Raw genomic sequence first — 25995 nt, forward strand, 5'->3', positions numbered from 1 at the left:
GACGTCATCTGATTTTAAAAAATACCCGCTATACTACATTTCCTTTTTTACAGGCGATAACAGACAAAGGCAGGAAGTATGTCTCTTCGTTCGCTGCGGGCATTGTGCCTGACAAGTTTTTTCATCGCGGATGTCCGCGATGGCCTGGGGCCTTTTCTCGGTATTTTCCTGACCGAACGCCACTGGACCCCTGATGATATCGGCATCCTGATGACGGCCGGTGGGCTGGCGGGATTACTGGCCACGCTGCCGGCGGGATTCATCACCGACACCTCACGCAGCAAGCGTACCGTGCTGGCGCTGGTGTGCCTGCTCATCACCCTTAGCACGCTCCTGCTCTGGTTTAGCCAGCAGAGCGCTGTTGTCGCCGTGTCGCAAATCGTCACCGGTATCTGTGCGGCGTTTGTCGGCCCGCTGATCGCCGGGATTACGCTGGGTCTGACCGGCCAGAGCGGGTTCAGCGCGCAGATGGGTAGAAACGAAGCGTTCAATCACGGCGGCAACTTTGTTACCGCACTGATTGCAGGCGGCATTGCCTGGTACTGGGGCGTCGGCGGGATTTTCCTGCTGATGACCTGTACCACGCTGTTAACGCTCTGCGCGCTGCTTGCCATTCGCAACCGGGATATTGATAACGACGCGGCGAGAGGACTGTCCTCTTCGGAGAGCCTGCCGGTTCCCGGTTTTGCCGTGCTGATTAAAAAACGGGCGCTGTTTGTGACAGGCCTGACGCTGCTGCTGTTTCATCTGGCGAACGCCGCGCTGCTGCCGATGCTGAGCATGAGGGTGGCTGCGGCACCCGCATCGATCAACCCCGGTTTGTACGCGGCGGGCACCGTTATCATCTCTCAGGCCGTGATGATCCCCGTCGCCATCTGGGTCGCCCACCGAATAGACCGCTACGGCTACTGGCGCTTGATTATGCTGGCGCTGCTGGTGATGCCGGTGCGCGCCGCGCTGGCGGCGTCTACGGACGCGCCGCTCATGATGATCCCGGTACAAATTCTCGACGGGCTGGCCGCAGGGATCCTGGGCGTCGTGGTACCGTCGTTTATCGTGGTGCTGCTGCGCGGTAGCGGGCACGTCAATGCCGGGCAGAGTGTGGTGATGCTGATGCAGGGGATTGGGGCATCCATGAGCCCGGCGTTAACCGGCACGATTGCCGGTCATTACTCATTTGCCACGGCATTCAGTGTCCTGAGCGCGATTGCGCTGGTGGCCGTCCTGCTCTGGTGGTGCTTTGCGCACCGGACCTGGGAAACAGACAGTACGCCGGGTGGGGCATAGCCGCCACCCGGCGTCACGCTTACGCCAGTTCGTTAGGGCACGCTTCGCCCTTTTCCAGCTGCTGCAGGTTACCCAGCGTGGTTTCCGAAATGCTGATCAGCGCTTCGGCAGTCAGAAACGCCTGGTGTCCGGTAAACAGCACGTTATGGCAGGCTGACAGGCGGCGGAACACGTCGTCCTGGATCACATCATTCGACTTGTCTTCAAAGAACAGATCGCGTTCGTTCTCGTACACGTCCATTCCCAGCGCGCCAATTTTCTGGGTTTTCAGCGCTTCGATAGCGGCCTGAGAGTCAACCAGCCCGCCGCGGCTGGTGTTGATGATCATCACGCCATCCTTCATCTGGTCAAACGCCGCCTGGTTTAGCAGGTGGTAGTTCTCCGGCGTCAGCGGGCAGTGCAGGGAGATCACGTCAGACTGGGAGAACAGGGTCGGCAGGTCGACGTATTCCACGCCCAGCTCCAGCGCAGCGGCGCTCGGGTACGGATCGAACGCCAGCAGACGCATGCCGAAGCCTTTCAGAATCCGCAGGGCGGCGACGCCGATTTTACCGGTGCCGATCACGCCCGCGGTTTTGCCGTACATAGTAAAGCCGGTCAGCCCTTCCAGCGAGAAGTTGGCGTCACGGGTGCGCTGATAAGCGCGGTGAATACGACGGTTGAGCGACATCATCATGCCAATCGCATGTTCCGCGACCGCTTCCGGGGAGTACGCCGGAACGCGCACCACCTTCAGACCCAGCTCTTTCGCCGCATCGAGATCCACATTGTTAAAGCCCGCACAGCGCAGGGCGATGTACTTCACCCCTTGTCTTTTCAACTCTTCCAGCACCGGGCGACTGCCGTCATCGTTTACGAAAATGCAGACGGCTTCACAGCCGTGCGCCGTTTTGGCGGTTTTTTCGGACAGCAGAAAGTCGAAAAATTCAAGCTCAAACCCGTAAGCCTCGTTAACATGTTGCAGATACTTTTTGTCGTACTGCTTTGTGCTATATACCGCGAGTTTCATAAGACTTTCTCCAGTGATTTTGCATTCACGTTAGCATGATTAAAATTATCTTACAATTTCTAAAATATTATTGAATTCAATAAGTTCTATGAATTATTTTAGAGCATATCTACATCCTAACTCCATGATATTGTTGCTACGAGGAATCTTTGGCTTGAATCTGCTCAGGGCATGTAGAGAAAAATGCAGTGGGTTGAGGATGCGAAAAAAGCCTGTCTGAATTACGTTAAAGAATGGCAAGAGGGTGTGAAAACTGCAATCCTTTTGGATGTGATGGGACGATATCAGGAACCGGGTGAGTTTCTGATAAAGAGGGAGAATGATGCATGTCGCAACAGCTGGGGTTGTCCTTATCTCCGCCAATGCTGCCCGCTTTGTACTATTTCATTGTATCTATAGTAGTTTTTTTCTTGTTATATATCGGGAAACAGAAGGTTAACTGGCTACGAAAATACCCACTGTTCATAGCCTATACGCTGTTTGTGATAGCCATTGCAGCCATCCAGATTAACGTTTTTGCCAACGGCTATGAGTTTGTTCGCGGTTTTTTACATATCGATTTTGATCCCTGGCGGTACGATTCGGTGTACTGGGGGTCATTGATATTCGCTATGCTTTACCTGCTGGCAATGCCCAGGAACAGGTATTAGTTTCGCAGTGTTTTCCCTTTTTTACGCCTGAAATGATGCGTAACCCACTGAATATAAAATGTGTTCTTTAGGTTACGCATAGCAAAAAAGTTACCTCATACTATTTCCAGCATCTATCCTTAATCCTGGCGTTAACTTCAACTCAACCGCTAAACATGCGACAATGCTCGGCACTGCCGGCTTAATTCTTTCGCTAAATCAGGATATTAACTGCCCATGAAGGGTAAATACAAAGCCGCTCTTGCGCTTTTACTGCTGTTCATACTGTTGCCGCTGACGCTGCTGATGACGCTTGCCCAGTGGGTTCCGACGCTCGCCGGGATCTGGCTGCCCGTGGGGACGCGCATCGCGTTCGAAGAGAGCCCGAAACTGACCCGCCACGCGCTGGTGATCCCCAATCTTCGCTATCTGGTTGAAGACTGCGAAATTGCCCGCATCGATAACGTGACGCTGTCACATCCGAGCCGCTGGAAGCTGGATATCGGCGCGCTGGATTTAAATTCCGTCTGTCTGAGCAAAATTCCTCAGTCAGCGCCTTCAACGGTCGCCCCGAAAACGCTCGCGCAATGGCAGGCAGTATTACCCAATACCTGGCTCACGATTCACCGTCTGACGCTCTCTCCCTGGCAGCAGTGGCAGGGCGAGCTGCGTGCGTCGCTGACCCCGTCCAGTCAGGAGATCGCCTATAAAGGCGAGCAGGTCAGCATTAAAGGCACGCTTCGCGGTCAGACGCTCTCGGTCAGCCAGTTCGATGTACAGCTCCCGGACCAGCCGCAGCCGATTAAGCTGGTGGGCGAATTTACCCTGCCGCTGGTACCGGATGGCGTACCGGTGAAAGGCCACGCGGTCGCGACCTTTTACGTGCCACAGTTGACGTCTCTGGTCGATGCCGATCTGGACTGGGAAGACAATCAGGGACAGCTGGTGGTGATGGCGCGGGACAATCCCGATCCGCTGCTCGACCTGCCGTGGCAGATCACGGCGGAACAGCTGAACATCAGCGACGGGCGCTGGAACTGGGATCTCTCGGGTATGCCGCTGAGCGGGCGGGTGTCCCTTCGCGCCGACAACTGGCAGCAGGGGCTGGAGAAAACCACCCTGACCGGACGGCTGAATGTGCTTACCCACGGTGATGCGGGGAAAGGGAACGCGGTACTGAATATCGGGCCAGGCAGGCTCAGCATGGAAAACAGCGACATGCCTCTGCACCTGAGCGGCGAGGCAAAGCAAAACGATCTCATTCTTTACGCTAAATTGCCCGCAACGCTGACCGGCAGCCTGTATGAACCGCAGCTGGCCTTTGAGCCGGGCGCGCTGCTCCGCTCGCGCGGGCGCATCATTGATTCACTCGATATCGATGAAATCCGCTGGCCGCTGGCGGGCGTGAAGCTCACCCAGAAGGGCGTGGATGGCCGTCTGCAGGCTATCCTGCGCGCCCATGAAAACGAGATGGGCGATTTTGAACTCCACCTGGACGGTCAGGCCAGCGACTTCTTACCCGATAACGGCCTGTGGCAGTGGCGCTACTGGGGGAAAGGCGGTTTTACGCCGATGCATGCCCGCTGGGATGTCGCCGGGAAAGGCGAATGGCGCGACAACCTTATTGAGCTGACGGCGCTCTCCACCGGTTTTGACAAGCTCCAGTACGGTACGATGGAGGTCAGCAAGCCTCGCCTGGTGCTGGAACAACCGGTGCGATGGTTGCGTGACCCCGAAAAACCGACCTTCAGCGGTGCGCTCTCACTTAACGCCGGGCAAACCCGTTTCTCCGGCGGCAGCGTGTTGCCGCCATCGGTCCTGACCTTTAGCGTCGACGGCAGCGACCCGACTATTTTTCAGTTTAAGGGCGACCTCCACGCGGACAAAATCGGTCCGGTACAGGTAAACGGACGCTGGGATGGCGTGCGCCTTCGCGGGCAGGCCTGGTGGCCGAAACAGTCTCTCACCGTATTCCAGCCGCTGATCCCGCCGGACTGGAAAATGACGCTGCGCGACGGGGAACTGTATGCGCAGGTCGCCTTCTCGGCGGCGGCCGATCAGGGTTTTGAAGCGGGCGGGCATGGCGTGCTGAAATCCGGCAGCGCCTGGATGCCGGATAACCAGATTAACGGCGTCGATTTTGTGCTGCCGTTCCGCTTCAGCGACGGAACCTGGTCTCTGGGCACGCGCGGACCGGTGACGCTGCGCATTGGCGAAGTGGTAAACCTGGTGACCGCACGAAACATTACTGCCGATCTACAGGGGGACTATCCCTGGACGGAGGACAATCCGCTGCTGCTCACCAACGTGAAGGTGGAAACCCTCGGCGGGAAGATCACCATGCAGCAGCTGCGGATGCCGCAGCACGATCCGGCCCTGCTGCGGGTGGACAATATCTCTTCGAGCGAGCTGATTAGCGCCGTTAATCCGAAACAGTTTGCCATGTCGGGGCCAGTCAGCGGGGCGCTGCCGTTCTGGCTGGACAATGAAAAATGGATCATTGAAGATGGCTGGCTCACCAACCCGGGCCCAATGACGCTGCGCATCGACAAAGATACGGCCGACGCCATCGTCAAAGATAATATGGTCGCGGGTGCCGCGATTAACTGGCTCCGCTATATGGAAATTTCGCGTTCGTGGACGAGAATCAATTTAGATAATCTGGGTGAGTTGACCATGCAGGCGACCATCAAGGGGAACAGCCGGGTGGATGGCAAAAGCAGCTCCGTCAACCTGAACTATACCCATGACGAGAATGTCTTTACCCTCTGGCGTAGCCTGCGCTTTGGGGACAACCTGCAAACCTGGTTTGAGCAACATGCGGCGATACCTGCTCCCCGCAGTTTGACCGGCAAGGAAAGTGAGGAACAACAATGAAAAAGATGGCTGGTGTGCTCACCGTTGCCGTTGCCGCGCTACTGACCGGCTGTACGCCGCGTATTGAAGTCGCTGCGCCAAAGGAGCCGATTACCATCAATATGAATGTCAAAATCGAACATGAGATCCACATTAAGGTCGATAAAGACGTCGAAACCCTGCTGAAATCGCGCAGCGATCTGTTCTGAGGACGCCATGAAACGAGTAGCTCTGATTTTGCTGGCGCTGGGGATGAACGTACAGGCGGCTACGCTCACCCTCAACGATGCCCGGGCCCAGGGGCGCGTGGGGGAAACCCTCAGCGGTTATCTGGCCCCGATTCAACAGGATGCCGAAACGCTGGCGCTGGTCAATCGCATCAACGCGGCGCGCACGGAAAGCTACCAGAAGCTGGCTGACAGCAATAATTTGCCGGTCGATGAAGTGGCCAAAATGGCTGGGCAAAAACTGGTTGCCCGCGCGCAGCCGGGCGAGTACGTGAAGGGTATTAACGGAAAATGGCTGAGAAAGTAGCTAGCGGTAGCGCCTGCGGTATTCACCCGGCGAGACGCCAAAACGCTGCTTAAACGCCGTTGAAAAATGGCTATGGTCGGTAAAGCCCCAGCTGTAGCCAATGCCCGCCAGCTTTTCATCATCGCCAGCAGTGCGCAGTACCTGCGCGCAGAGATCCAGGCGACGGTTTTTAATGTACTGCGCGACCACCAGCCCCTTTTCGGCAAACATGCGGTAGAGGCTGCGCACGGACATACCGCTCTCGGCGGCAATCCATTCAGGACGCAGCGATTCAGACTGAATATGGTCGTCAATCAGCGCCACCACATGCTGGAACTGGCGCTCCTTGCGCGGCTGAATGATTTCACGCTGCTGGAAAGCGGGGCGCAGCAGGCAGATCATCGCTTCGAGCGCGGCTTCACTTTCACGATCGCTCAGGTCGGCATTGCTCATACTCTCCATCAACAGGCGATGGCTCAGCTGCACCGTGGGTAAGGTGCGGGAAAGGGCGGTCGCGCACCTTATCTCCTGGAAACGACACTGCTGCTCAATAATCTGACGCGGAACCAGGAGCGAAATCTGGCGGGATTTTTCCTGCCAGTTGATTGAACAGGGACGCGACGCGTCAATCAGCGTGATATCACCGGTTTTGAGCAGCGCGCGACGGTCATCCTGCTCAATTTCCGCACTCCCGTCGAGCTGGAACACGGTATAGAACCAGGCATCGTTACTCTGTTTGATCTCCTGGCGGGAGCGGAACAGGTTAACGCCACCCGCGGTCACGGTACTGAGCTTCAGGCTGCGCGCATAGCTGGTCTCCAGCTCGCCGTAGAATTTAGCCCCGGTGGGCTGCGCGTTAAAACGCCCGCAAACCTGGTTAATTTGCGCCAGCCAATGCTGATACTGTTCCTGCTCGCTTGCACACGCCATCGTTTCTCTCACTGCACCATCAACGTTTTCGCATTGTTGCATTTGTGTTGCATTTTGTCAGAGCTATGAGGCTGACTATAGGAAAGAACACTCACCGGTAACAGCGATATAAGCGGCAATTATCGCGATTTGCGGAGCCTGTCACAGGTGGCAAAGCGAATGTCACAGAGACAAAAGCGAGAATGCAAAACCCCTCTTAGACTGGATGAACACCCTGCGAAGAATAACGAAGGAGTATCCTATGTCTGAATCACAGGTGGCTATTCAGCCTGCCGTGCAGCAGTTTTTAGACCGACAGCATGGCTTGTGGATTGAAGGGCGTCAGGCCGCGTCGGACAGTGAAAAGCGGCTGAACGTCTTCAACCCGGCCACGGGCGAGGTCATTGCCTCAACTGCCGATGCCAGCGTCGACGACGTTGATCGTGCCGTCATGTCCGGCTGGCGCGCCTTTGTGGCCCGCACCTGGGCCGGAAAACTTCCGGCGGAGCGCGAGCGGATCCTGCTCCATTTCGCCGATCTGGTGGAACAGCACAGCGAGGAGCTGGCCCAGCTTGAAACGCTGGAGCAGGGCAAATCCATCAACATTTCCCGTATGTTTGAAGTCGGCTGCACCCTGAACTGGATGCGCTATACCGCCGGGCTGACCACCAAAATTTCGGGTAAGACTCTCGATCTTTCTATCCCGCTGCCGCAGGGTGCCCGCTATCAGGCGTGGACGCGTAAAGAGCCGGTTGGCGTGGTGGCCGGGATTGTGCCGTGGAACTTCCCGCTGATGATCGGCATGTGGAAAGTGATGCCAGCGCTGGCAGCTGGCTGCTCTATCGTCATTAAGCCGTCTGAAACCACGCCGCTGACCATGCTGCGCGTGGCGGAACTGGCCAGTGAAGCGGGCATCCCGGATGGGGTGTTCAACGTGGTGACCGGGAGCGGCGCGGTGTGTGGCGCGGCGCTGACCTCGCATCCGCATATCGCGAAGGTGAGCTTCACCGGCTCAACGGCGACGGGTAAGCAAATTGCCCGCGCGGCGGCGGACACGCTAACCGGCGTGACCCTGGAGCTGGGCGGGAAAAACCCGGCAATTGTGCTCAAGGATGCGGACCCCGCGTGGGTGATCGAAGGCCTGATGACCGGCAGCTTCCTGAACCAGGGGCAGGTGTGCGCGGCGAGCTCGCGCATCTACATTGAGGCGCCGCTGTTTGACACGCTGGTCAGCGGGTTTGAGCAGGCGGTGAAATCCCTGAGCGTCGGGCCAGGCATGTCGCCGGAGGCGTTTATTAACCCGCTGGTGTCGCGCGCGCATTGCGACAAGGTGCAGACCTTCCTCGATGAGGCGAAGTCGCGCCACGCGGAGCTGATCGTCGGTAACCGGGGGCCGGAAGGCAAAGGCTATTACGTTTCACCTACGCTGGTGGTCAACCCGGATGCCTCGCTGCGCCTGACCCGCGAAGAGGTGTTTGGCCCGGTGGTCAACCTTGTGCGCGTCGCCGACGGGGAAGAGGCGCTCCAGCTGGCAAACGACACCGAATATGGCCTGACGGCCAGCGTCTGGACGCAGAATATCAGCAAGGCGCTGGAGTATACCGACCGGCTGCAGGCGGGCACCGTGTGGGTGAATAGCCATACGCTGATCGACGCCAACCTGCCGTTCGGCGGCATGAAGCAGTCCGGTACCGGACGCGATTTTGGCCCGGACTGGCTGGACGGCTGGTGTGAAACCAAGTCGGTGTGCGTGCGGTATTAAAAAGCAAGCCGGGTAAGCGCAGCGCCACCCGGCTTTTATCTACAGCGACCACCGATCCCGCCCGGCCTCCTTCGCCCGATACAGCGCCGCATCGGCGCGGGCGATGATCTCGGTGCCCGCTAATCCCTCGGCCATGCTCGCAATCCCCATGCTCACGGTGACATGGTCGCTGACCGTCGAGGCGCCGTGCGGGATGGCTTCCGTACGCAGGCCGTCCTGAATACGCAGGGCAACCTTTTCCGCAATGTTTGCCGGGCAATTGAAGAGGATGACCACGAACTCCTCACCACCGTAGCGTGACACCACATCGTCAGGCGTGCGCACGGACTGCTTCAGCACGCGCGCCACGCGCGTCAGACAGTCGTCGCCCGCCTGGTGCCCGTAGGTATCGTTGTAGCGCTTGAAGTAGTCGATATCCAGCATGATCACCGAGAAGGTTTTTTTCTGCTCAACCGCGTTCTCCAGCACCACCTCCATTTTCCGGCGATTGGCGGTTTTGGTTAACGGGTCCTGATGCGCCAGCGCGTCCAGCCGCGAAATCAGCAGCTGATTTTGCTGGTTACGTCGCCAGGCTTCGTCAAACCAGCTCAGCAGAATGAAACGCCCGCAGATAAGGATCAGCGTAAACACGCTCCAGATAACAACGAAGTGTAGGTTGAGGCCATCGTTTCGTATCCAGCTTGCTATCGGCAGGGTGATCCAGAGCGGGAGCACAAAGGCGAGCAGCCCTTCAGGGTAAAAATAGAGCGCCGTCAAACCGGCGAGTAACAGAATAACGCACAGCGGCCAGACGTGCGGGAGCAGCAGCTCGGTGATAAACCAGAAGCAGGAGACCGACCAGATGGCGCTACAGATAAACAACACCACGCTGATACCGGCGATTCGCCGCCAGGCCATGAGGATCAGCGCGGCCGAGAGGATGATAATACCGAGCATGGAGGCATCAACCATTCTCGTCAGCTGGGGCGAGTGGGGATAAAGGGGATCGCTGGGCTTAAGCAGAACGTGTCGCAGCAGAATCATCACCGCAAAGCTGATATTGACGAAGGCCAGCCACGGCAGGTTCATCGCCAGCCCGTGCATGACCATGGCATGGCGCGTTGGCCAGGTCGCCCGCTCCAGCGACGGTTTTTTTCTTTTTTCCATAAAGCCCTTTCCCGTCCGGGGGATAAATCATGTCGATGAGATATCTGTAACTATAAGCAAGCCAGGACGATCCTCAAACGCCAGGGCAAAAAAAACCGGGCTATTGCCCGGCGGGTGGTTATTTTTCGTCTTTTTTCTTCCCGAGCGTTGGCGTCTCGTCGAAGAAGTTCCACGGCTTAAGCAGGGTATGCACCCATTCCGTTGGCATGATCGGCCACTCTTCCGCGCGCGCCACGTGGGTGGTGCCGGTGGTCATCCAGACTACGTCGTCCCGATCGTTGAGCGACTCGTTATCCTTGCTGTACTGCCCGAGGCCCGTGTCGTGTACGGAGCGGTTAGGGAATTTACCTTCCGGGTAGAGCTCATCAGGGTGGTAGCGGGTCACCCACAGCTGTTTGTCCATAAAGCTCAGGCGATGGTAGATCCACTCGTCCGGGGCAAATTTCGCGCCGGTCGCTACCGGGTGCGTACCGCCCGCATAAGGGATGATCTGGTACGAGACCGGGTTACCCATGCGGTTCTCTTTACTTGTGTTGCTCAGCAGGCGAATCGTGCCCGGGTCGAACTTCTGCGCCGCCTGCTGCTCGGTATCAATATCATACTGATTGATCTGCATGGTGCTGGTGCGCGGACCCCCGGCGGTATTCGGCTTCACTTCCGGATCCATCGCCACCAGCTTGTTGTTGATGCCGTCCACGTCCATATCAAGACGGAAGTTGTAGATGTGCTGGTGCGTGGTGCCCACGATGTTGTGGTCGATCAGCGTGCCGTATTTTGTATCGTCTTTGGCGGTGGCATCGTGCATGGTTTTCGCCTGCACGCCTTTCACCGCTTCGATACCCGTCGCACCGGCGTCAATGCCGATGGTGCCATTTTCATGGAACACCCAGTCGAAGATGTAATCGTAATTGCCCACGGTACTCACCCAGCGCACCACCAGCTCGCGGCGCTCGGTGCTGACGTTAGGCTGGCCCATCTCCTGATGCTTATATTCCGGCCCCGCGTAGCGTTCGAAAATGGCGATCGCGCGCGGGATCTCCATCGGCGCGCCGGTGTAATCCGGGATGGTTTCGTTGAGCATCACCGCGTTGGACGGCACGTCTTTCCCGCGCACCAGAGGGGAGGTCAGGGTGCCCATGCCGTAGTCGCCGGAATCAAGATAGGCCTTGAAGTACCAGCCCACGTCCGGATCGCCGTAAGGGACGATCATCCCGCCGAGCGACCCCTGATACATAATCTGACGCTTTTTGCCGTTGTCGTTATACGTGACGGTTGAAATCATCGGGCCGACGCGCGAGTCCAGGCTCAGGTGGAAATCCCAGTTCTGCCAGTGCACCATATCGCCGGTAATGGTGTAGTTCTTACCTTCCGGCTCGATGATGTCGAGCGGTTTTTTCGGCGTTTCTATACGATCTCGGCCATCGTAGGGGCGCGGCGTCATAGGGACCGGAACAACGGCGCCTTCTTCAATCTTCTGGATCTTTTTCTGCTCAAGATCGACCACGGCAACCAGGTTCTCAATCGGGTGCGCCCAGTAGTTGCCGTCGCCTACATCCAGATAGCTCACCACCTTCAGCAGGCGATCTTCCTGCTTCAGGCCGTCTTTACCGTCGAAATAGCCGACGGTCAGCGGCGTGGTAATCACTTTTTTCGGGTCGGTGATGCCGTGTTTTTTAAGCACCTCGGCAAATTCCGTACTCTCGTTAACGATCTGCTGTAACGCGGTGAAATCATCCAGCAGCACCATGCCGTGCGCGTCTTTCACCGGCTCCCAGCGCAGGATTTTTTTATCCTTCAGATCCACCAGGCTTTCGATAACGTGCTTTCCATCGAGCATCACAATCTTTGCCTGACGCGGGGCATCCACCGCCGTACCGTTAAGCACAAAGTCCCACACTTTGGCTTTCTCTGGCTCTGCAAGGGCAATCTGGGTAAAGCGGGTATTAGGCTTAAAGTCCGCCGAGGCTTTCACAATCTCAACGGCCTGCTTAATTTCGTCCGCCGTCAGCGCGTTTAGCGGGTGAGGGCGTTTTTCAACCTGGAAGGTCTGGTCAAGACCGGACTGGAAAACATCATTGATGAAGCTGTCAGAGATAAAGGCTTTCTTGCCTTTCATCACCACCGGCACCTCGAGCTTGAGGGTTTTGCCGTTGACGATGGCGGTTTTGGCACCCGGTTTGACCTTCACAAAGGCACCGTCTTTCGCAATGGTGAACATCTGTGCGTAATCATCCCACTGCACGTCAGCGCCAAAGTCCTGCAGCGTTTTGTCCATCGGGACCATATGCGCCTCGCTGCCGTGGGCGAAAACAGGGGATTGCCAGGCGCAACACAGCGCAACGGCTATAGCCAGCGCCGTTCTACGGGCAGAAAAAGAAGAATTGCTTCCCATCGTAGACCTCATCTTGTTGTGATTTTTGGGTATATTGTGTTGTGACAGCCTTATCCTGACAGGCGCCTGAGAAAAGCGTTTGCCTGCATCTGCCAGATTATTTGTCAGCCTTGCCAGGTTAAAAAAAGAGCGGGGATACATCACATGCCGGGCCATTTCCTCTCCCCACAAATGATGTCAACACAGGCGACCCCCTCTCCCTTGAGGGAGAGGGCTGGGGTGAGGGGGAACATACGGCTGTAGTGGTCATTCCGTTCACTTCATGTTCCTTGCTACTCTGTCACGACATGACCAGTGAACGTGCCAGGGCGGCTCAGTCGCCGCCGCCCTGGCGACCCGGGCTCCCGGCGGTAAATCGCCGCTTCGCGGTGCCCTCAGCTTATTCCTTCAGGCTATCGGGTCGGGCATGAGCCTGCATCCCTGCAGGCCACGCCCTCTCGGCGCATCCCTGCGCCTCGCCCCGGCCTTACGGAAACGCTTCGGCGATTTACAGCCGGACCAGGGTATCGCTGTAAGCCATTAATTTTCCTGAAGCAATTTATCGCTTCTGGTTAAAAAAATTACAGGGATTCCTCTCCCCTTGGGGAGAGGGTCAGGGTGAGGGGACCTTAGCTGAAATCTCCCTGCTGGCGCGCCACCAGCGTCAGGATGGAGTAAAGCGCCACGGCCTGCTGGTGCTGGTTGAAGATCTCAACCGCCCATTCCACCACGCCGGTCGGTTTTTCCTCGGCACTGCGCTGTTTCTTCAGCGTTTTACGCTTGCAGGTCAGACGTACCTGAATGGTATCGCCCGGTTTGACCGGCTCGATAAAGCGCAGGTTTTCCATGCCGTAGTTGGCAATCACCGGCCCGACGCCCGCATCAACGAACAGTCCCGCCGCGGCGGAGATCAGGAAGTAGCCGTGCACCACGCGCTCGCCAAAGATCGACTCTGCCGCGCCGATCTTGTCCATATGGGCGTAAAAGTGATCGCCGCTCAGGCAGGCAAAGTTCACGATGTCCGCTTCCGTCAGGGTGCGGCGCGGCGTCAGCAGGCTGTCGCCCGGCTGCAGCTCCTCAAAGTATTTGCGGAACGGATGCACGCGATCTTCCTGCACCGCTGCGCCACGCACCCACTGCTTGCCGATGGCGGCCAGCATCGTCGGGCTGCCCTGAATCGCGGTGCGCTGCAGGTAGTGCTTCACCGCGCGCAGGCCGCCCAGCTCTTCGCCGCCGCCCGCGCGACCCGGGCCGCCGTGCACCAGCTGAGGAAGCGGGGAGCCGTGGCCGGTGGACTCTTTCGAGGCTTCCTCGTTGAGGATCTGAATACGCCCGTGGGCGCGCGCCGCGCCGATAATAAACTCGCGGGCAATGTCCAGGTCTGCGGTGACCAGCGTGCCCGCCAGGCTGCCGCCGCCCGCGCGGGCAAGCTGCATCGCGTGCTGTGCATTGCGATACGGCATCAGCGTCGCAACCGGGCCAAAGGCTTCGGTTGAGTGGACTGCCGGAGTTTCATCCGGCTGCGGGCAGAACAGCAGCGTCGGCGGGAAGAACGCGCCCGCGGCCTGCAAATCCGCTTTGCCACCCAGGCGGACCTGGCAGCCTGCGGCGATCAGGTGATCCACTTTCTCCTGCACGTCCGCACGCTGTTCGGCGTTGACCAGCGCACCCATCTTTACCCCTTCCTGAGCCGGATCGCCCACCAACACCTTTTCCAGGCGGGCAATCAGCGCCTGGCTCACGGCGTCAATCTGGCACTGCGGGACGATAATGCGGCGAATGGCCGTACATTTTTGCCCGGCTTTGGCGGTCATCTCGCGGACCACTTCCCGGATGAACAGGGCAAATTCCGGCTGCTCAGGGGTGACGTCTTCCCCCAGCACGCAGCAGTTCAGGGAGTCGGCTTCCATCGTGAACGGAATCGAATTCGCCACGATATTCGGGTGCACGCGCAGGCTTTGCCCGGTGCTGGCGGAGCCGGTAAAGGTGACCACGTCCTGGCTGTCGAGCTGGTCGAGCAGATCCCCCGCGCCGCCGCAGATCAGGCTGATGGCGCCGTCCGGCACCAGCCCGCTGTCGACGATGGATTTCACCATCGCCTGCGTCACCTGCGCGGTGGCGGTGGCGGGTTTGATGATGGCGGGCATGCCGGCAAGCCAGGTCGGGGCCAGCTTTTCCAGCATTCCCCAACAGGGGAAGTTAAAGGCGTTGATGTGCACCGCCACGCCGGACTTCGAGGTCAGGACGTGACGCGCGGCAAAGCCGCCTTCTTTTGACAGCGGAATTAACTCGTCTTCCGGCCACACGGTGTCATCCGGCAGCTCGCGGCTGCCCAGGCTGGCGTAAGTGAAAAGGGTGCCGATCCCGCCTTCAATGTCCACCCAGCTGTCCGCTTTAGTCGCCCCGGTCTGTGCGGACAGGGCATAAAACGTCTCTTTTTCGCTAAGCAGGTGCTTTGCCACCGCCTTCAGCATGGCTGCGCGTTCGATAAAGGTCATCGAGTGAAGCGCTTCGCCGCCGCGATCAATCGCATAGCGGCGGGCGGCCGCCATATCCAGCCCTTCGCTGGTCACGCTCCACAGCGCTTCGCCACTGATGGCGTGATGAATAGTGCGTTCGCGGCCCCGGCCAGACTGCCAGGAACCGGACAAGAAGCTGGCTAACTGCTGCATCGCTTATCTCCAAATGTTACGTAATTTACTCATTAATAGTTTAATCATGAATCATAAAAATCAAGCGGCGTTTTTAATGAATTGTTAATGATGTGATCTGACTGGATGAATTACAGAATACGAAGGTCCGCTTATCAAGGCTTTCAGCAAAAGGCCTGCGAGCAACGTCACAGAATCAGGAAACAATTCTTGGGGTTGTATTTAACCTTTGTGTAACTTTTAAAAAACAAAATGATTCAACATTACGCTTTAATTTGCAAACTAACGAATCATAAAGGTGATGACGTGACGCAAGAACAACGGTTTGAGCAGCGCATAGCGCAGGAGACGGCGATTGAGCCTCAGGACTGGATGCCTGACGCCTACCGTAAGACGTTGATCCGTCAGATTGGCCAGCATGCGCACTCCGAAATTGTCGGCATGCTGCCGGAAGGGAACTGGATCGCCCGCGCCCCGACGCTGCGCCGAAAAGCGATCCTGCTGGCGAAGGTGCAGGACGAAGCCGGACACGGGCTTTACCTCTACAGCGCGGCGGAAACGCTGGGCTGCGCGCGGGAAGACATCTACCAGAAGATGCTCGACGGCAAGATGAAATACTCCTCCATCTTCAACTATCCGACCCTGAGCTGGGCCGATATCGGCGTGATCGGCTGGCTGGTGGACGGCGCGGCCATCGTCAACCAGGTGGCGCTGTGCCGCACTTCCTACGGTCCGTATGCCCGCGCGATGTTGAAAATCTGTAAAGAAGAGAGCTTCCACCAGCGTCAGGGCTTTGAGGCCTGCATGGCGCTGGCGCAGGGGAGCGAGGCTCAGCGCCAGATGTTGCAGGATGCCATCAACCGCTTCTGGTGGCCGGCGCTGATGATGTTCGGGCCGAACGACGACAACTCGCCGAACAGCGCCCGCAGCCTGGCGTGGAAAATCAAACGCTTCGGCAATGACGAGCTGCGCCAGCGCTTTGTCGACAACACGGTGCCGCAGGTGGAAATGCTGGGCATGACGGTGCCCGATCCCGACCTGCGTTTTGATGAAGAGAGCGGTCATTACCGCTTCGGCGAGATCGACTGGCAGGAGTTTGACGAGGTCATTAACGGGCGCGGCATCTGCAACCACGAACGCCTGGCTGCGAAACGTAAAGCCTGGGAAGAGGGCGCGTGGGTGCGGGAAGCCGCGCTGGCGCACGCCGAAAAACAGCGCGCCCGTCAGGCCGCGTAAGAGGAAACAACCATGAGCAATGTCTACTGGCCGCTGTACGAAGTGTTCGTACGCAGCAAACAGGGGTTATCCCACCGTCACGTTGGCAGTCTGCATGCCGCCGACGATCGCATGGCGCTGGAAAACGCGCGTGATGCCTACACCCGCCGCAGCGAAGGCTGTTCTATCTGGGTGGTTAAGGCGAGCGAGATTGTCGCCTCCCAGCCGGAAGAGAGCGGCGAGTTCTTCGACCCGGCGGAGAGCAAGGTTTACCGCCATCCGACGTTCTACACCATTCCCGACGGCATCGAGCATATGTGAGGCAAAGAATGAATTCAGTGACTGCCTATGCCCTGCGTCTGGGCGACAACGGTCTGGTGCTTTCCCAGCGTCTCGGCGCCTGGTGCGGCCACGCGCCGGAGCTGGAAATCGACCTCGCGCTCGCCAATATCGGTCTCGACCTGCTGGGGCAGGCGCGCAATTTCCTGACCTATGCCGCGGAGCTGGAAGGCCAGGGCGATGAAGACACGCTGGCGTTTGGCCGAGACGAGCGCCAGTTCCGCAACGTTCTGCTGGTGGAGCAGCCGAACGGCAGCTTCGCCGACACGATTGCCCGCCAGTACCTGATGGATGCCTGGAACGTGGCGCTGTACGAACGCCTGACCCATAGCCGCGACGGCCAGCTTGCCGCCATTGCCGCCAAGGCAATTAAAGAGGCGCGCTACCACCTGCGCTTCAGCCGCGGCTGGCTGGTGCGTCTGGGCGACGGGACCGAAACGTCCGCGCAAAAAATGCAGCAGGCCATCGACAGCCTGTGGCGTTTTACGGCCGAGCTGTTTGAAGCCGATGACGTCGAGCTGGCGCTGATTGAGCCCGGCGTGGCGGTTGACCCGCGCCTCCTGCGCCAGCCGTGGGAAAGCGAAGTCTTTGCCGGTCTGAATGAAGCCTGCCTGCAGGTGCCCGCCGAGGTGGCGTACCGCACCGGGGGCAAGAGGGGGCTGCATACCGAACATCTGGGCCCGATGCTGGCGGAAATGCAGTATCTCCAGCGCGCGTATCCCGGTCAGCAGTGGTAAAGGAGAACGCTATGCAACGCCTCGTCGACATCGCGCCTGCGCAAATCCCGCAGATCTGGGCGCTGTTAGGCCAGATCCCCGATCCGGAAGTGCCGGTGTTAACCATCACCGATTTAGGCATGGTGCGCAGCGTAAAGGCGCAGGGGGAAGGCTGGGTCATCGGCTTCACGCCCACCTACTCGGGCTGTCCGGCGACGGAGCACCTGCTGGGGGCGATCCGTGAGGCGATGACTAAACGCGGCTTCACCCCCGTGCATATCGTGCTCCAGCTTGAACCCGCCTGGACCACCGACTGGATGACCGCCGACGCGCGCGAGCGCCTGCGGGCGTACGGCATCAGCCCGCCGGTGGGGCATAGCTGTCACGCGCACGCGCCGGTGGAGGTGAGCTGCCCGCGCTGCGCCAGCACCGACACCTCCCTTATCAGTGAATTTGGCTCGACGGCCTGCAAAGCGCTCTATCGCTGCAACACCTGCCGCGAGCCCTTCGACTATTTCAAATGCATTTGAGGCTGCCATGACAACGTTTCATTCATTAACAGTGGCAAAAGTGGAACCCGAAACCCGCGACGCGGTAACCATCACCTTTGCGGTGCCGCAGGCGCTGCAGGAGGCCTACCGCTTCCGTCCCGGCCAGCACCTGACGTTAAAAACGAAGCTTGGCGGGGACGAGCTGCGCCGCTGCTACTCCATCTGCCGGAGTGCCGCCCCGGGCGAAATCAGCGTGGCGGTCAAGGCGATTGAAGGCGGGCGCTTCTCCCGCTATGCCCGGGATGAGATCAAAGCGGGCATGGCGCTGGAGGTAATGGTTCCTCAGGGGCAGTTTGGCTACCAGCCGCGGGCCGAACGCGAAGGCCACTATCTGGCAATTGCGGCAGGCTCCGGGATCACCCCGATGCTGGCAATTATCTCCGCGACGCTTAAGACCGAACCGAACAGCCATTTCACCCTAATCTACGGCAACCGCAGCAGCCAGAGCATGATGTTCCGCCAGGCGCTGGCGGACCTGAAGGACAAATACCCGCAGCGCCTGCAGCTGGTCTCCATCTTCAGCCAGGAGCGGCTGGACAGCGACCTGCTTTATGGCCGCATCGACGGGGAAAAGCTGCAGGCGCTGGCGAAAAACCTGATCAACTTCCGCCAGTACGACGAGGCGTTTATCTGCGGCCCGTCCGCAATGATGGACGACGCGGAAGCCACGCTGAAGGCGCTGGGGATGCCGGACAAATCCATTCACCTTGAGCGCTTTAACACCTCCGGTATCACCGTTAAGCGCGCGGCGCACGTGCAGGTGGATGGACAAAAAGTGACCGTTCGCCAGGACGGGCGCGACCGTGAAATCACCCTGACGGCGGACGACGAAAGCATTCTCGATGCCGCCCTGCGTCAGGGGGCGGATCTGCCTTATGCCTGTAAGGGCGGCGTCTGCGCCACCTGTAAATGCAAAGTGCTGCGCGGGAAGGTGGACATGGCGACCAACTATAGCCTGGAGCCGGACGAGCTGGCCGCCGGGTATGTCCTGAGCTGCCAGTCGCTGCCGTTAACCGCCGACGTGATCGTCGACTTCGACGCGAAGGGGATGGCATGAGCGAACTGATTGTTACCCGTCATGGCCGCGTGCTGCAGCTGACGCTAAACCGTCCGGCGGCGCGCAACGCTCTCAACAACGCGCTGTTGACCCAGCTTGCGGAACAGCTTGAGGCCGCCGCCGTGGATGCCGAGATTTCCGTCTGCGTGATTTACGGCAGCGAGCGCTGCTTTGCCGCCGGGGCCGATCTCAACGAAATGGCGGAGAAAGACCTGCCCGCCACGCTAAACGATATTCGCCCGCAGCTGTGGTCACGCATCAATACGTTCAGTAAACCGCTGATCGCCGCCGTGAACGGCTTCGCGCTGGGCGCAGGCTGCGAGCTGGCGCTGCTGTGCGACGTGGTGATTGCCGGTGACAACGCCCGTTTCGGCCTGCCGGAAATCACGCTCGGCATCATGCCCGGCGCGGGCGGCACCCAGCGTCTTATCCGCAGCGTCGGGAAATCGCTGGCCAGCAAAATGGTGCTGACCGGTGAGAGCATTACCGCAGAGCAGGCGCTGAGCGCCGGGCTGGTGAGCGATGTTTTCCCGGCGGCGCTGACGCTGGAGTATGCCCTGAAGCAGGCGGCCCTGATGGGGCGCCACTCGCCGCTGGCTTTACAGGCAGCCAAACAGGCGCTGCGCCAGTCTCAGGAGGTGCCGCTTCAGGCCGGTCTGGCCCAGGAGCGCCAGCTGTTTACGCTGCTTTCTGCCACCGAAGACCGCCGGGAAGGCATCAACGCCTTCCTACAAAAACGCACTCCCGACTTTAAAGGACGCTAATTGTGGAATTTATTCTCAGTCATGTAGAACAGGGCGTGATGACCATTACGCTGAACCGTCCGGAGCATCTGAACAGCTTTAACGACGTCATGCACCGGCAGCTGGCCGAGTGCCTGAAACAGGCCGAGCGCGATGACACCGTTCGCTGCCTGCTGATCACCGGGGCAGGACGCGGCTTTTGCGCCGGTCAGGACCTCAACGACCGCAACGTCGACCCTAACGGCCCGGCGCCGGATCTGGGCATGTCCGTTGAAACCTTCTACAACCCGCTCGTGCGCCGCCTGGCAAAGCTGCCGAAGCCGGTCATCTGTGCCGTTAACGGCGTGGCGGCGGGCGCGGGCGCCACGCTGGCGCTCGGGTGCGACATGGTGATTGCGGCGCGCTCCGCCAGCTTCGTGATGGCCTTCAGCAAGCTCGGCCTGGTGCCGGACTGCGGCGGCACCTGGCTGCTGCCGCGCGTGGCCGGACGCGCCCGCGCCATGGGGCTGGCGCTGCTCGGCGACAAGCTCAGCGCCGAACAGGCGCAAGCGTGGGGCATGATCTGGCAGGTGGTCGATGACGAAGAGCTCTCCACTACGGCGCAGCAGATGGCCCTGCATTTTGCGTCGCAGCCGACCTTCGGCCTGGGGCTGATCAAGCAGGCGATCAATGCTGCGGAAACCAATACCCTGGACGCCCAGCTCGATCTGGAGCGTGACTATCAGCGGCTGGCCGGGCGCAGCGACGACTACCGCGAGGGCGTCAGCGCCTTCCTCGCGAAGCGCGCGCCGAACTTTACGGGGAAATAAGATGCTGAACATACGTACGGTCGCCGTGATTGGCAGCGGCACGATGGGTGCCGGGATTGCCGAAGTGGCGGCCAGCCACGGGCATCAGGTGCTGCTCTATGACATCTCCAGCGATGCGATATCACGCGCCATCGACGGGATCCGCCAGCGTCTGGCCTCCCGTGTGACGCGCGGAAAACTCTCCGCCGATGCCGGGAGCCAGACCCTTGCCCGGCTTGTTCCCGTCACGGAGATCGACGCGCTCTCCGCGGCCGATCTGGTGATTGAAGCGGCCTCAGAACGGCTGGAGGTGAAAAAGACGCTGTTTGCCCAGCTGGCTGAGATCTGCCCGCCGCAGACGGTGCTGACCAGCAATACCTCCTCCATCTCCGTCACGGCGATTGCGGCGGACGTCCACCACCCGGAGCGCGTCGCAGGCCTGCATTTCTTTAACCCGGCGCCGGTGATGAAGCTGGTGGAGGTGGTCAGCGGGCTGGGGACCTCCCCGGAAGTGGCCGACGCGCTGTGCGAGCTGGCGCTGAACTGGGGCAAACAGCCCGTTCGCTGCCAGTCAACGCCGGGGTTCATCGTCAACCGCGTCGCGCGTCCGTTCTATTCCGAAGCCTGGCGCGCGCTGGAAGAGCAGGTCGCTCCGCCGGAGGTGATTGACGCCGCCCTGCGTGAAGGCGGCGGCTTCCCGATGGGGCCGCTGGAGCTGACCGACATGATTGGTCAGGACGTGAACTTTGCGGTGACCTGCTCGGTATTTAACGCCTTCTGGCAGGAGCGTCGTTTTCTGCCTTCGCTGGTGCAGCAGGAGCTGGTGCTGGCTGGAAGGCTGGGCAAGAAAAGCGGGAAGGGCGTTTACGACTGGCAGGGCGACAAACCTGACGTGCAGTGGGTTGAGTCGGTGAACGACAGCTATAGCCCGATGCGCGTGGAAAAAAGACGTGACGGTGTCACGGAAATTGATGATGTGTACCTGATTGAAACGCAGGGAGAGACCGCGCAGGCGCTGGCGCTGCGGCTTAACGGCCCGGTGGTGGTTGTCGACCGCATCGAGCGTGACGTAGCGGTCATTGCCGCCGCCGCCAGCAACCCGCATACCGCGACGCAAAAAGCCATCCGCTACCTGCAGCAGCAGGGACACAGGGTGGTGCGAATTGCCGATTATCCCGGCCTGCTGATCTGGCGGACGCTGGCGATGATTGCCAACGAGGCGCTGGATGCCCTGCAAAAAGGGGTCGCCAGCGAGAAGGATATCGACACGGCCATGCGCCTGGGCGTGAACTACCCGAGCGGGCCGATCGCATGGGGCGAGCGCCTGGGCTGGCAGCGCCTGCTGACGCTGCTGGAGAACCTGCAGCGTCATTACGGCGAAGAGCGCTATCGCCCCTGTTCACTGTTGCGCCAGCGCGCGCTTCTGGAGAGTAGCTATGAGTCATAACGCCTGGCATAACGCCCGCACCATGTACGAACGGGACGCCTGCGCTCAGGCGATGGGGATGGACATTGTCGAGATGGACGAGGGCTACGCGGTTGTCACCATGACCATCACCCCGCAGATGTTGAACGGCCACAAAACCTGCCACGGCGGCCAGCTGTTTTCGCTGGCTGACACCGCTTTTGCCTACGCCTGCAACAGCCAGGGGCTGGCGGCGGTGGCCTCCGGCTGCTCGATTGATTTCCTGCGTCCGGGCTTCGCCGGGGACACGCTCACCGCCACCGCGCGGGTGAAGCATCAGGGCAAGCTGACCGGCGTGTACGACATTGAAATCCAGAACCAACAACAGAAAACAGTCGCCCTTTTTCGCGGAAAATCTCACCGCATCGGCGGCAGCGTGACAGGAGAAGCCTGATGCGTGACGCATTTATTTGTGATGGCGTTCGAACCCCGGTGGGTCGCTACGGCGGAGCGCTTTCCGCAGTCCGAACCGACGATCTGGGTGCCGTTCCGCTGCGCGCGCTGCTGGCCCGCTACCCGCAGCTCGACCTGGAGCGGATCGACGACGTGATTTTCGGCTGCGCCAACCAGGCGGGGGAAGATAACCGCAACGTAGCGCGCATGTCGTCGCTGCTGGCCGGGCTGCCGCAGACGGTATCCGGAACCACCATTAACCGCCTGTGCGGTTCCGGGCTGGACGCGATTGGTTTTGCCGCCCGCACCATTAAAGCGGGCGACGGCGACCTGCTGATCGCGGGCGGCGTGGAGTCGATGTCCCGCGCGCCGTTCGTGATGGGCAAAGCCACCGCCGCCTTTCAGCGTCAGGCGGAGATCTTTGATACCACCATCGGCTGGCGATTTGTGAATCCGCTCATGCATCAGCAATTCGGAACTGACAGTATGCCGGAAACGGCAGAGAATGTAGCTGAATTGTTAAATATCAGCCGTGCCGATCAGGACGCGTTCGCCCTGCGCAGCCAGCAGCGTACCGCGCTGGCCCAGCAGAACGGCATTCTGGCGCAGGAGATCGTGCCGGTGCCGGTGCCGGGTAAAAAAGGGGCGGTCACAGCGTTCAGCGTGGATGAACATCCGCGCGCGGACACTACTCTTGAACAGCTTGCCGGGCTAAAAACGCCGTTCCGTAAGAACGGGGTGGTCACGGCGGGAAATGCCTCCGGGGTCAACGACGGCGCTGCGGCGCTGATCGTCGCCAGCGAGAAGATGGCGCTGGCGCAGGGGTTAGTCCCGCGCACGCGGATCGTGGCGATGGCGACGGCAGGCGTGGAGCCACGTCTGATGGGGCTTGGCCCGGTACCCGCCACCCGGAAGGTGCTGGAGCGCGCCGGGCTCAGCATTAACGATATGGACGTGATCGAACTTAACGAAGCTTTCGCCGCGCAGGCGCTGGGCGTGCTGCGTCAGCTGGGCCTGCCGGACGATGCCGCGCACGTTAACCCGAACGGTGGCGCGATTGCGCTGGGCCACCCGCTGGGCATGAGCGGCGCCAGGCTGGCGCTGGCCGCGAGTAATGAACTGCACCGACGCGGCGGGCGCTACGCGCTGTGTACGATGTGCATCGGTGTGGGTCAGGGCATTGCCATGATCCTTGAGCGTGTTTGAGCATAAAAACAATGTGAGTACCCTACAATGACAAATACAACAAAGCTTGATCCGATTGAAACGGCCTCTCTTGACGAGTTACAGGCGCTGCAGACCGCGCGTCTGAAATGTACGCTGCATCACGCCTACAGCAACGTGCCGATGTACAAACGCAAGTTTGATGCAGCGGGCGTTCACCCTGACGATTTCAAAGAGCTGGCGGATATCCGCAAATTCCCGTGCACCACCAAGCAGGACCTGCGGGATAACTATCCGTTCGATACCTTTGCCGTGCCGATGGAGCAGGTGGTGCGCATTCACGCGTCTTCCGGCACCACCGGCAAACCGACCGTTGTCGGCTATACGCAGGGCGACATCGACAACTGGGCCAATCTGGTGGCCCGCTCCCTGCGCGCGGCGGGCGGCAGCGCGAAGGACAAAATTCACGTGGCGTATGGCTACGGCCTGTTTACCGGCGGGCTGGGGGCGCACTACGGGGCCGAGCGTTTAGGCGCGACGGTGATCCCGATGTCCGGCGGCCAGACGGAGAAACAGGCGCAGCTGATCCGCGATTTCCAGCCGGACATGATCATGGTGACGCCATCCTACTGCCTCAACCTGATTGAAGAGCTGGAACGCCAGATGGGCGGCGATGCCAGCACCTGTTCCCTGCGCGTGGGCGTCTTCGGCGCCGAGCCGTGGACGCAGGCCATGCGCCGGGAAATTGAAAAACGCTTAGGCATTACGGCGCTGGACATCTATGGCCTCTCCGAAGTGATGGGGCCGGGCGTGGCGATGGAGTGTATCGAAACCGTCGACGGCCCGACCATCTGGGAAGATCATTTCTACCCTGAGATCGTCAACCCGAACGACGGCACGCCGCTGGATGACGGTCAGCAGGGCGAGCTGCTGTTCACCACGCTGACCAAAGAGGCGCTGCCGGTGATCCGCTACCGCACCCGCGACCTGACGCGCCTGCTCCCGGCCACCGCGCGCAGCATGCGCCGTATGGACCGGATCAGCGGCCGCAGCGACGATATGCTGATCATCCGCGGCGTCAACGTCTTCCCGTCGCAGCTGGAAGAGGAGATCGTAAAGTTCGAACATCTTTCGCCGCACTACCAGCTGGAGGTGAACCGTCGCGGGCATCTTGATTCACTTTCCGTGAAGGTGGAGCTAAAAGAGAGCAGCCTCACGCTGACCCACGAGCAGCGTTGCCAGGTGTGCCACCAGCTGCGCCACCGCATTAAGTCGATGGTGGGGATTTCCACCGACGTGACGATCGTTAACTGCGGCAGCATCCCGCGCTCGGAGGGAAAAGCCTGCCGGGTGTTTGACCTGCGTAAAGCGGCGGCCAACGGTTAAGTTTCCTCTCACCCCGGCCCTCTTCCAAAGGGAGGGGGTTAGGGTGAAGGGCTATCCCAGAATCCTATGCTATGATTCATCCAGGACAAAAATAACAACAGAATGAATCACATGAATAAACTCGACGCCTTTATCCAGCACGCGGTCAGCTCCGTTCCCGTCAGCGGGACCTCGCTTATCTCCTCGTTATACGGTGACGCGCTTTCCCATCGCGGCGGTGAGATTTGGCTCGGCAGCCTGGCTGCCTTACTGGAAGGCATGGGGTTTGGCGAACGGTTCGTGCGTACCGCGCTGTTTCGCCTCAACAAAGAGGGCTGGCTGGACGTCTCGCGCATCGGACGACGTAGCTTTTACCGCCTGAGCGATAAAGGGCTTCGCCTGACGCGTCGCGCGGAGAATAAGATCTACCGCGCGGAACTGCCCGCCTGGGACGGAAAATGGCTATTGCTGCTCTCAGAAGGGCTGGACAAAACCACCCTTGCCGACGTCAAAAAACAGCTGATCTGGCAGGGGTTTGGCACGCTGGCGCCGAGCCTGATGGCCTCGCCGTCGCAGCATCTTGCGGACGTGCAGTCCCTGCTTCACGATGCTGGGGTGGCGGAAAACGTGATTTTCTTTGAAGCCCACTCGCCGCTGGCGCTCTCCCGCGCCGCGCTGCGTTCACGCGTGGAAGAGTGCTGGCAGTTAACCGAGCAAAACGCGATGTACGAGTCGTTTATCAGCTCGTTCCGGCCGCTGCTGCCGCTGCTGAAAGAGGCCGCGCCCGAGGAGCTGACGCCGGAACGCTGCTTCCAGATCCAGCTGCTGCTGATTCACTTTTATCGTCGCGTGGTGCTGAAGGATCCGCTGCTGCCGGAAGAGTTACTGCCCGCGCACTGGGCGGGGCAAAGCGCCCGACAGCTCTGCATAAATATCTATCAGCGTGTCGCGCCGGGAGCGCTGACGTTTGTCAGCGAGAAGGGCGAAACCTCCGTCGGCGAACTGCCCGTGCCCGGCACGCTCTACTATCAGCGCTTTGGTGGTCTTACAAGCGCATAAGGAGGGA

23 protein-coding genes are annotated in these 25995 nt (G+C 59.7%); 18 read left to right on the forward strand and 5 right to left on the reverse strand.

The features are described from left to right. Positions 1-78 precede the first annotated feature (78 nt). On the forward strand, positions 79-1287 hold the full coding sequence (locus tag KGP22_RS09910; protein WP_223582087.1) for an MFS transporter: 1209 nt from the start codon (positions 79-81) through the stop codon (positions 1285-1287). A 19-nt stretch (positions 1288-1306) separates the two neighbouring features. On the opposite strand, the gene KGP22_RS09915 is transcribed toward KGP22_RS09910, so the two are convergent. After that, on the reverse strand, positions 1307-2296 hold the full coding sequence (locus KGP22_RS09915; protein ID WP_149366810.1) for a 2-hydroxyacid dehydrogenase: 990 nt from the start codon (positions 2294-2296) through the stop codon (positions 1307-1309). A 326-nt stretch (positions 2297-2622) separates the two neighbouring features. Between KGP22_RS09915 and KGP22_RS09920 the strand changes: the two genes are divergently transcribed. The 4 genes from KGP22_RS09920 to KGP22_RS09935 all read left to right on the forward strand — a co-directional run bounded on the left by KGP22_RS09920 (position 2623) and on the right by KGP22_RS09935 (position 6315). Next, positions 2623-2946 carry a hypothetical protein gene (locus tag KGP22_RS09920; RefSeq protein WP_223582089.1) on the forward strand — a complete coding sequence of 108 codons (324 nt, stop codon included), beginning with the start codon at positions 2623-2625 and terminating at the stop codon, positions 2944-2946. A gap of 216 nt (positions 2947-3162) precedes the next feature. Further along, positions 3163-5802, forward strand: coding sequence for a YdbH family protein (locus tag KGP22_RS09925; RefSeq protein ID WP_223582091.1), 2640 nt, complete (start codon positions 3163-3165; stop codon positions 5800-5802). Further along, positions 5799-5990, forward strand: coding sequence for a YnbE family lipoprotein (locus KGP22_RS09930; RefSeq protein ID WP_014169918.1), 192 nt, complete (start codon positions 5799-5801; stop codon positions 5988-5990). Before KGP22_RS09925 ends, KGP22_RS09930 begins: the two co-directional genes overlap by 4 nt. Positions 5991-5997: 7 nt before the next feature. Beyond that, entirely contained in the window at positions 5998-6315 is a 318-nt protein-coding gene (locus KGP22_RS09935; protein WP_115874948.1) for a YdbL family protein, read from the forward strand. On the opposite strand, the gene feaR is transcribed toward KGP22_RS09935, so the two are convergent. Then, a complete protein-coding gene (gene feaR / locus KGP22_RS09940) occupies positions 6316-7224 on the reverse strand; it encodes a transcriptional regulator FeaR (protein ID WP_223582093.1) in 909 nt (302 codons plus the stop codon). It abuts the gene before it with no gap. A gap of 241 nt (positions 7225-7465) precedes the next feature. On the opposite strand from feaR, the gene KGP22_RS09945 reads away from it, so the two are divergent. Beyond that, positions 7466-8965, forward strand: a complete 1500-nt coding sequence (locus KGP22_RS09945; RefSeq protein WP_223582095.1) for an aldehyde dehydrogenase family protein — start codon at positions 7466-7468, stop codon at positions 8963-8965. 39 nt (positions 8966-9004) lie between these two features. Here KGP22_RS09945 and KGP22_RS09950 read toward each other — a convergent pair whose 3' ends face one another. The 3 genes from KGP22_RS09950 to paaZ form a co-directional block, all read right to left on the reverse strand. Beyond that, on the reverse strand, positions 9005-10111 hold the full coding sequence (locus KGP22_RS09950; RefSeq protein ID WP_223582097.1) for a GGDEF domain-containing protein: 1107 nt from the start codon (positions 10109-10111) through the stop codon (positions 9005-9007). A 118-nt stretch (positions 10112-10229) separates the two neighbouring features. Continuing rightward, positions 10230-12503: a primary-amine oxidase gene (gene tynA / locus KGP22_RS09955; RefSeq protein WP_223582099.1), complete on the reverse strand. Its 2274-nt coding sequence runs from the start codon at positions 12501-12503 to the stop codon at positions 10230-10232. 608 nt (positions 12504-13111) lie between these two features. Further along, positions 13112-15154 carry a phenylacetic acid degradation bifunctional protein PaaZ gene (gene paaZ / locus KGP22_RS09960; RefSeq protein WP_223582101.1) on the reverse strand — a complete coding sequence of 681 codons (2043 nt, stop codon included), beginning with the start codon at positions 15152-15154 and terminating at the stop codon, positions 13112-13114. A gap of 285 nt (positions 15155-15439) precedes the next feature. On the opposite strand from paaZ, the gene paaA reads away from it, so the two are divergent. The 12 genes from paaA to paaX all read left to right on the forward strand — a co-directional run bounded on the left by paaA (position 15440) and on the right by paaX (position 25988). After that, a complete protein-coding gene (gene paaA / locus KGP22_RS09965; RefSeq protein ID WP_245405365.1) occupies positions 15440-16369 on the forward strand; it encodes a 1,2-phenylacetyl-CoA epoxidase subunit PaaA in 930 nt (309 codons plus the stop codon). Positions 16370-16381: 12 nt separating this feature from the next. Then, positions 16382-16669 (forward strand): 1,2-phenylacetyl-CoA epoxidase subunit PaaB, encoded by a 288-nt coding sequence (gene paaB / locus KGP22_RS09970; protein WP_003857353.1) that lies wholly within the window; start codon positions 16382-16384, stop codon positions 16667-16669. Positions 16670-16677: 8 nt separating this feature from the next. Beyond that, positions 16678-17424, forward strand: a complete 747-nt coding sequence (paaC, locus tag KGP22_RS09975) for a 1,2-phenylacetyl-CoA epoxidase subunit PaaC (protein WP_223582111.1) — start codon at positions 16678-16680, stop codon at positions 17422-17424. An 11-nt stretch (positions 17425-17435) separates the two neighbouring features. Next, the gene (gene paaD, locus KGP22_RS09980) at positions 17436-17933 is read left to right on the forward strand and encodes a 1,2-phenylacetyl-CoA epoxidase subunit PaaD (protein WP_223582116.1); all 498 of its coding nucleotides are present in this window, start codon (positions 17436-17438) and stop codon (positions 17931-17933) included. Positions 17934-17940: 7 nt separating this feature from the next. Beyond that, positions 17941-19011: a 1,2-phenylacetyl-CoA epoxidase subunit PaaE gene (gene paaE / locus KGP22_RS09985; RefSeq protein ID WP_223582122.1), complete on the forward strand. Its 1071-nt coding sequence runs from the start codon at positions 17941-17943 to the stop codon at positions 19009-19011. Next, the gene (gene paaF, locus KGP22_RS09990; protein WP_223582124.1) at positions 19008-19775 is read left to right on the forward strand and encodes a 2,3-dehydroadipyl-CoA hydratase PaaF; all 768 of its coding nucleotides are present in this window, start codon (positions 19008-19010) and stop codon (positions 19773-19775) included. Before paaE ends, paaF begins: the two co-directional genes overlap by 4 nt. Further along, positions 19775-20563 carry a 2-(1,2-epoxy-1,2-dihydrophenyl)acetyl-CoA isomerase PaaG gene (gene paaG, locus KGP22_RS09995; protein ID WP_223582418.1) on the forward strand — a complete coding sequence of 263 codons (789 nt, stop codon included), beginning with the start codon at positions 19775-19777 and terminating at the stop codon, positions 20561-20563. Before paaF ends, paaG begins: the two co-directional genes overlap by 1 nt. 1 nt (position 20564) lies before the next feature. Next, the gene (gene paaH, locus KGP22_RS10000; protein ID WP_223582126.1) at positions 20565-21989 is read left to right on the forward strand and encodes a 3-hydroxyacyl-CoA dehydrogenase PaaH; all 1425 of its coding nucleotides are present in this window, start codon (positions 20565-20567) and stop codon (positions 21987-21989) included. Further along, a complete protein-coding gene (gene paaI, locus KGP22_RS10005) occupies positions 21979-22401 on the forward strand; it encodes a hydroxyphenylacetyl-CoA thioesterase PaaI (protein WP_008502373.1) in 423 nt (140 codons plus the stop codon). The genes paaH and paaI overlap by 11 nt, the downstream gene beginning before the upstream one ends. After that, the gene (gene pcaF / locus KGP22_RS10010) at positions 22401-23606 is read left to right on the forward strand and encodes a 3-oxoadipyl-CoA thiolase (protein ID WP_223582129.1); all 1206 of its coding nucleotides are present in this window, start codon (positions 22401-22403) and stop codon (positions 23604-23606) included. Before paaI ends, pcaF begins: the two co-directional genes overlap by 1 nt. Positions 23607-23633: 27 nt before the next feature. Further along, positions 23634-24950, forward strand: a complete 1317-nt coding sequence (paaK, locus tag KGP22_RS10015; protein WP_223582139.1) for a phenylacetate--CoA ligase PaaK — start codon at positions 23634-23636, stop codon at positions 24948-24950. Between the two features lie 102 nt (positions 24951-25052). Continuing rightward, positions 25053-25988, forward strand: coding sequence for a phenylacetic acid degradation operon negative regulatory protein PaaX (paaX, locus tag KGP22_RS10020; protein WP_223582141.1), 936 nt, complete (start codon positions 25053-25055; stop codon positions 25986-25988). The last annotated feature ends 7 nt before the right edge of the window (positions 25989-25995 follow it).

This window comes from Enterobacter sp. JBIWA005 (assembly GCF_019968805.1).
In the GTDB taxonomy this organism is placed as follows: domain Bacteria; phylum Pseudomonadota; class Gammaproteobacteria; order Enterobacterales; family Enterobacteriaceae; genus Enterobacter; species Enterobacter vonholyi.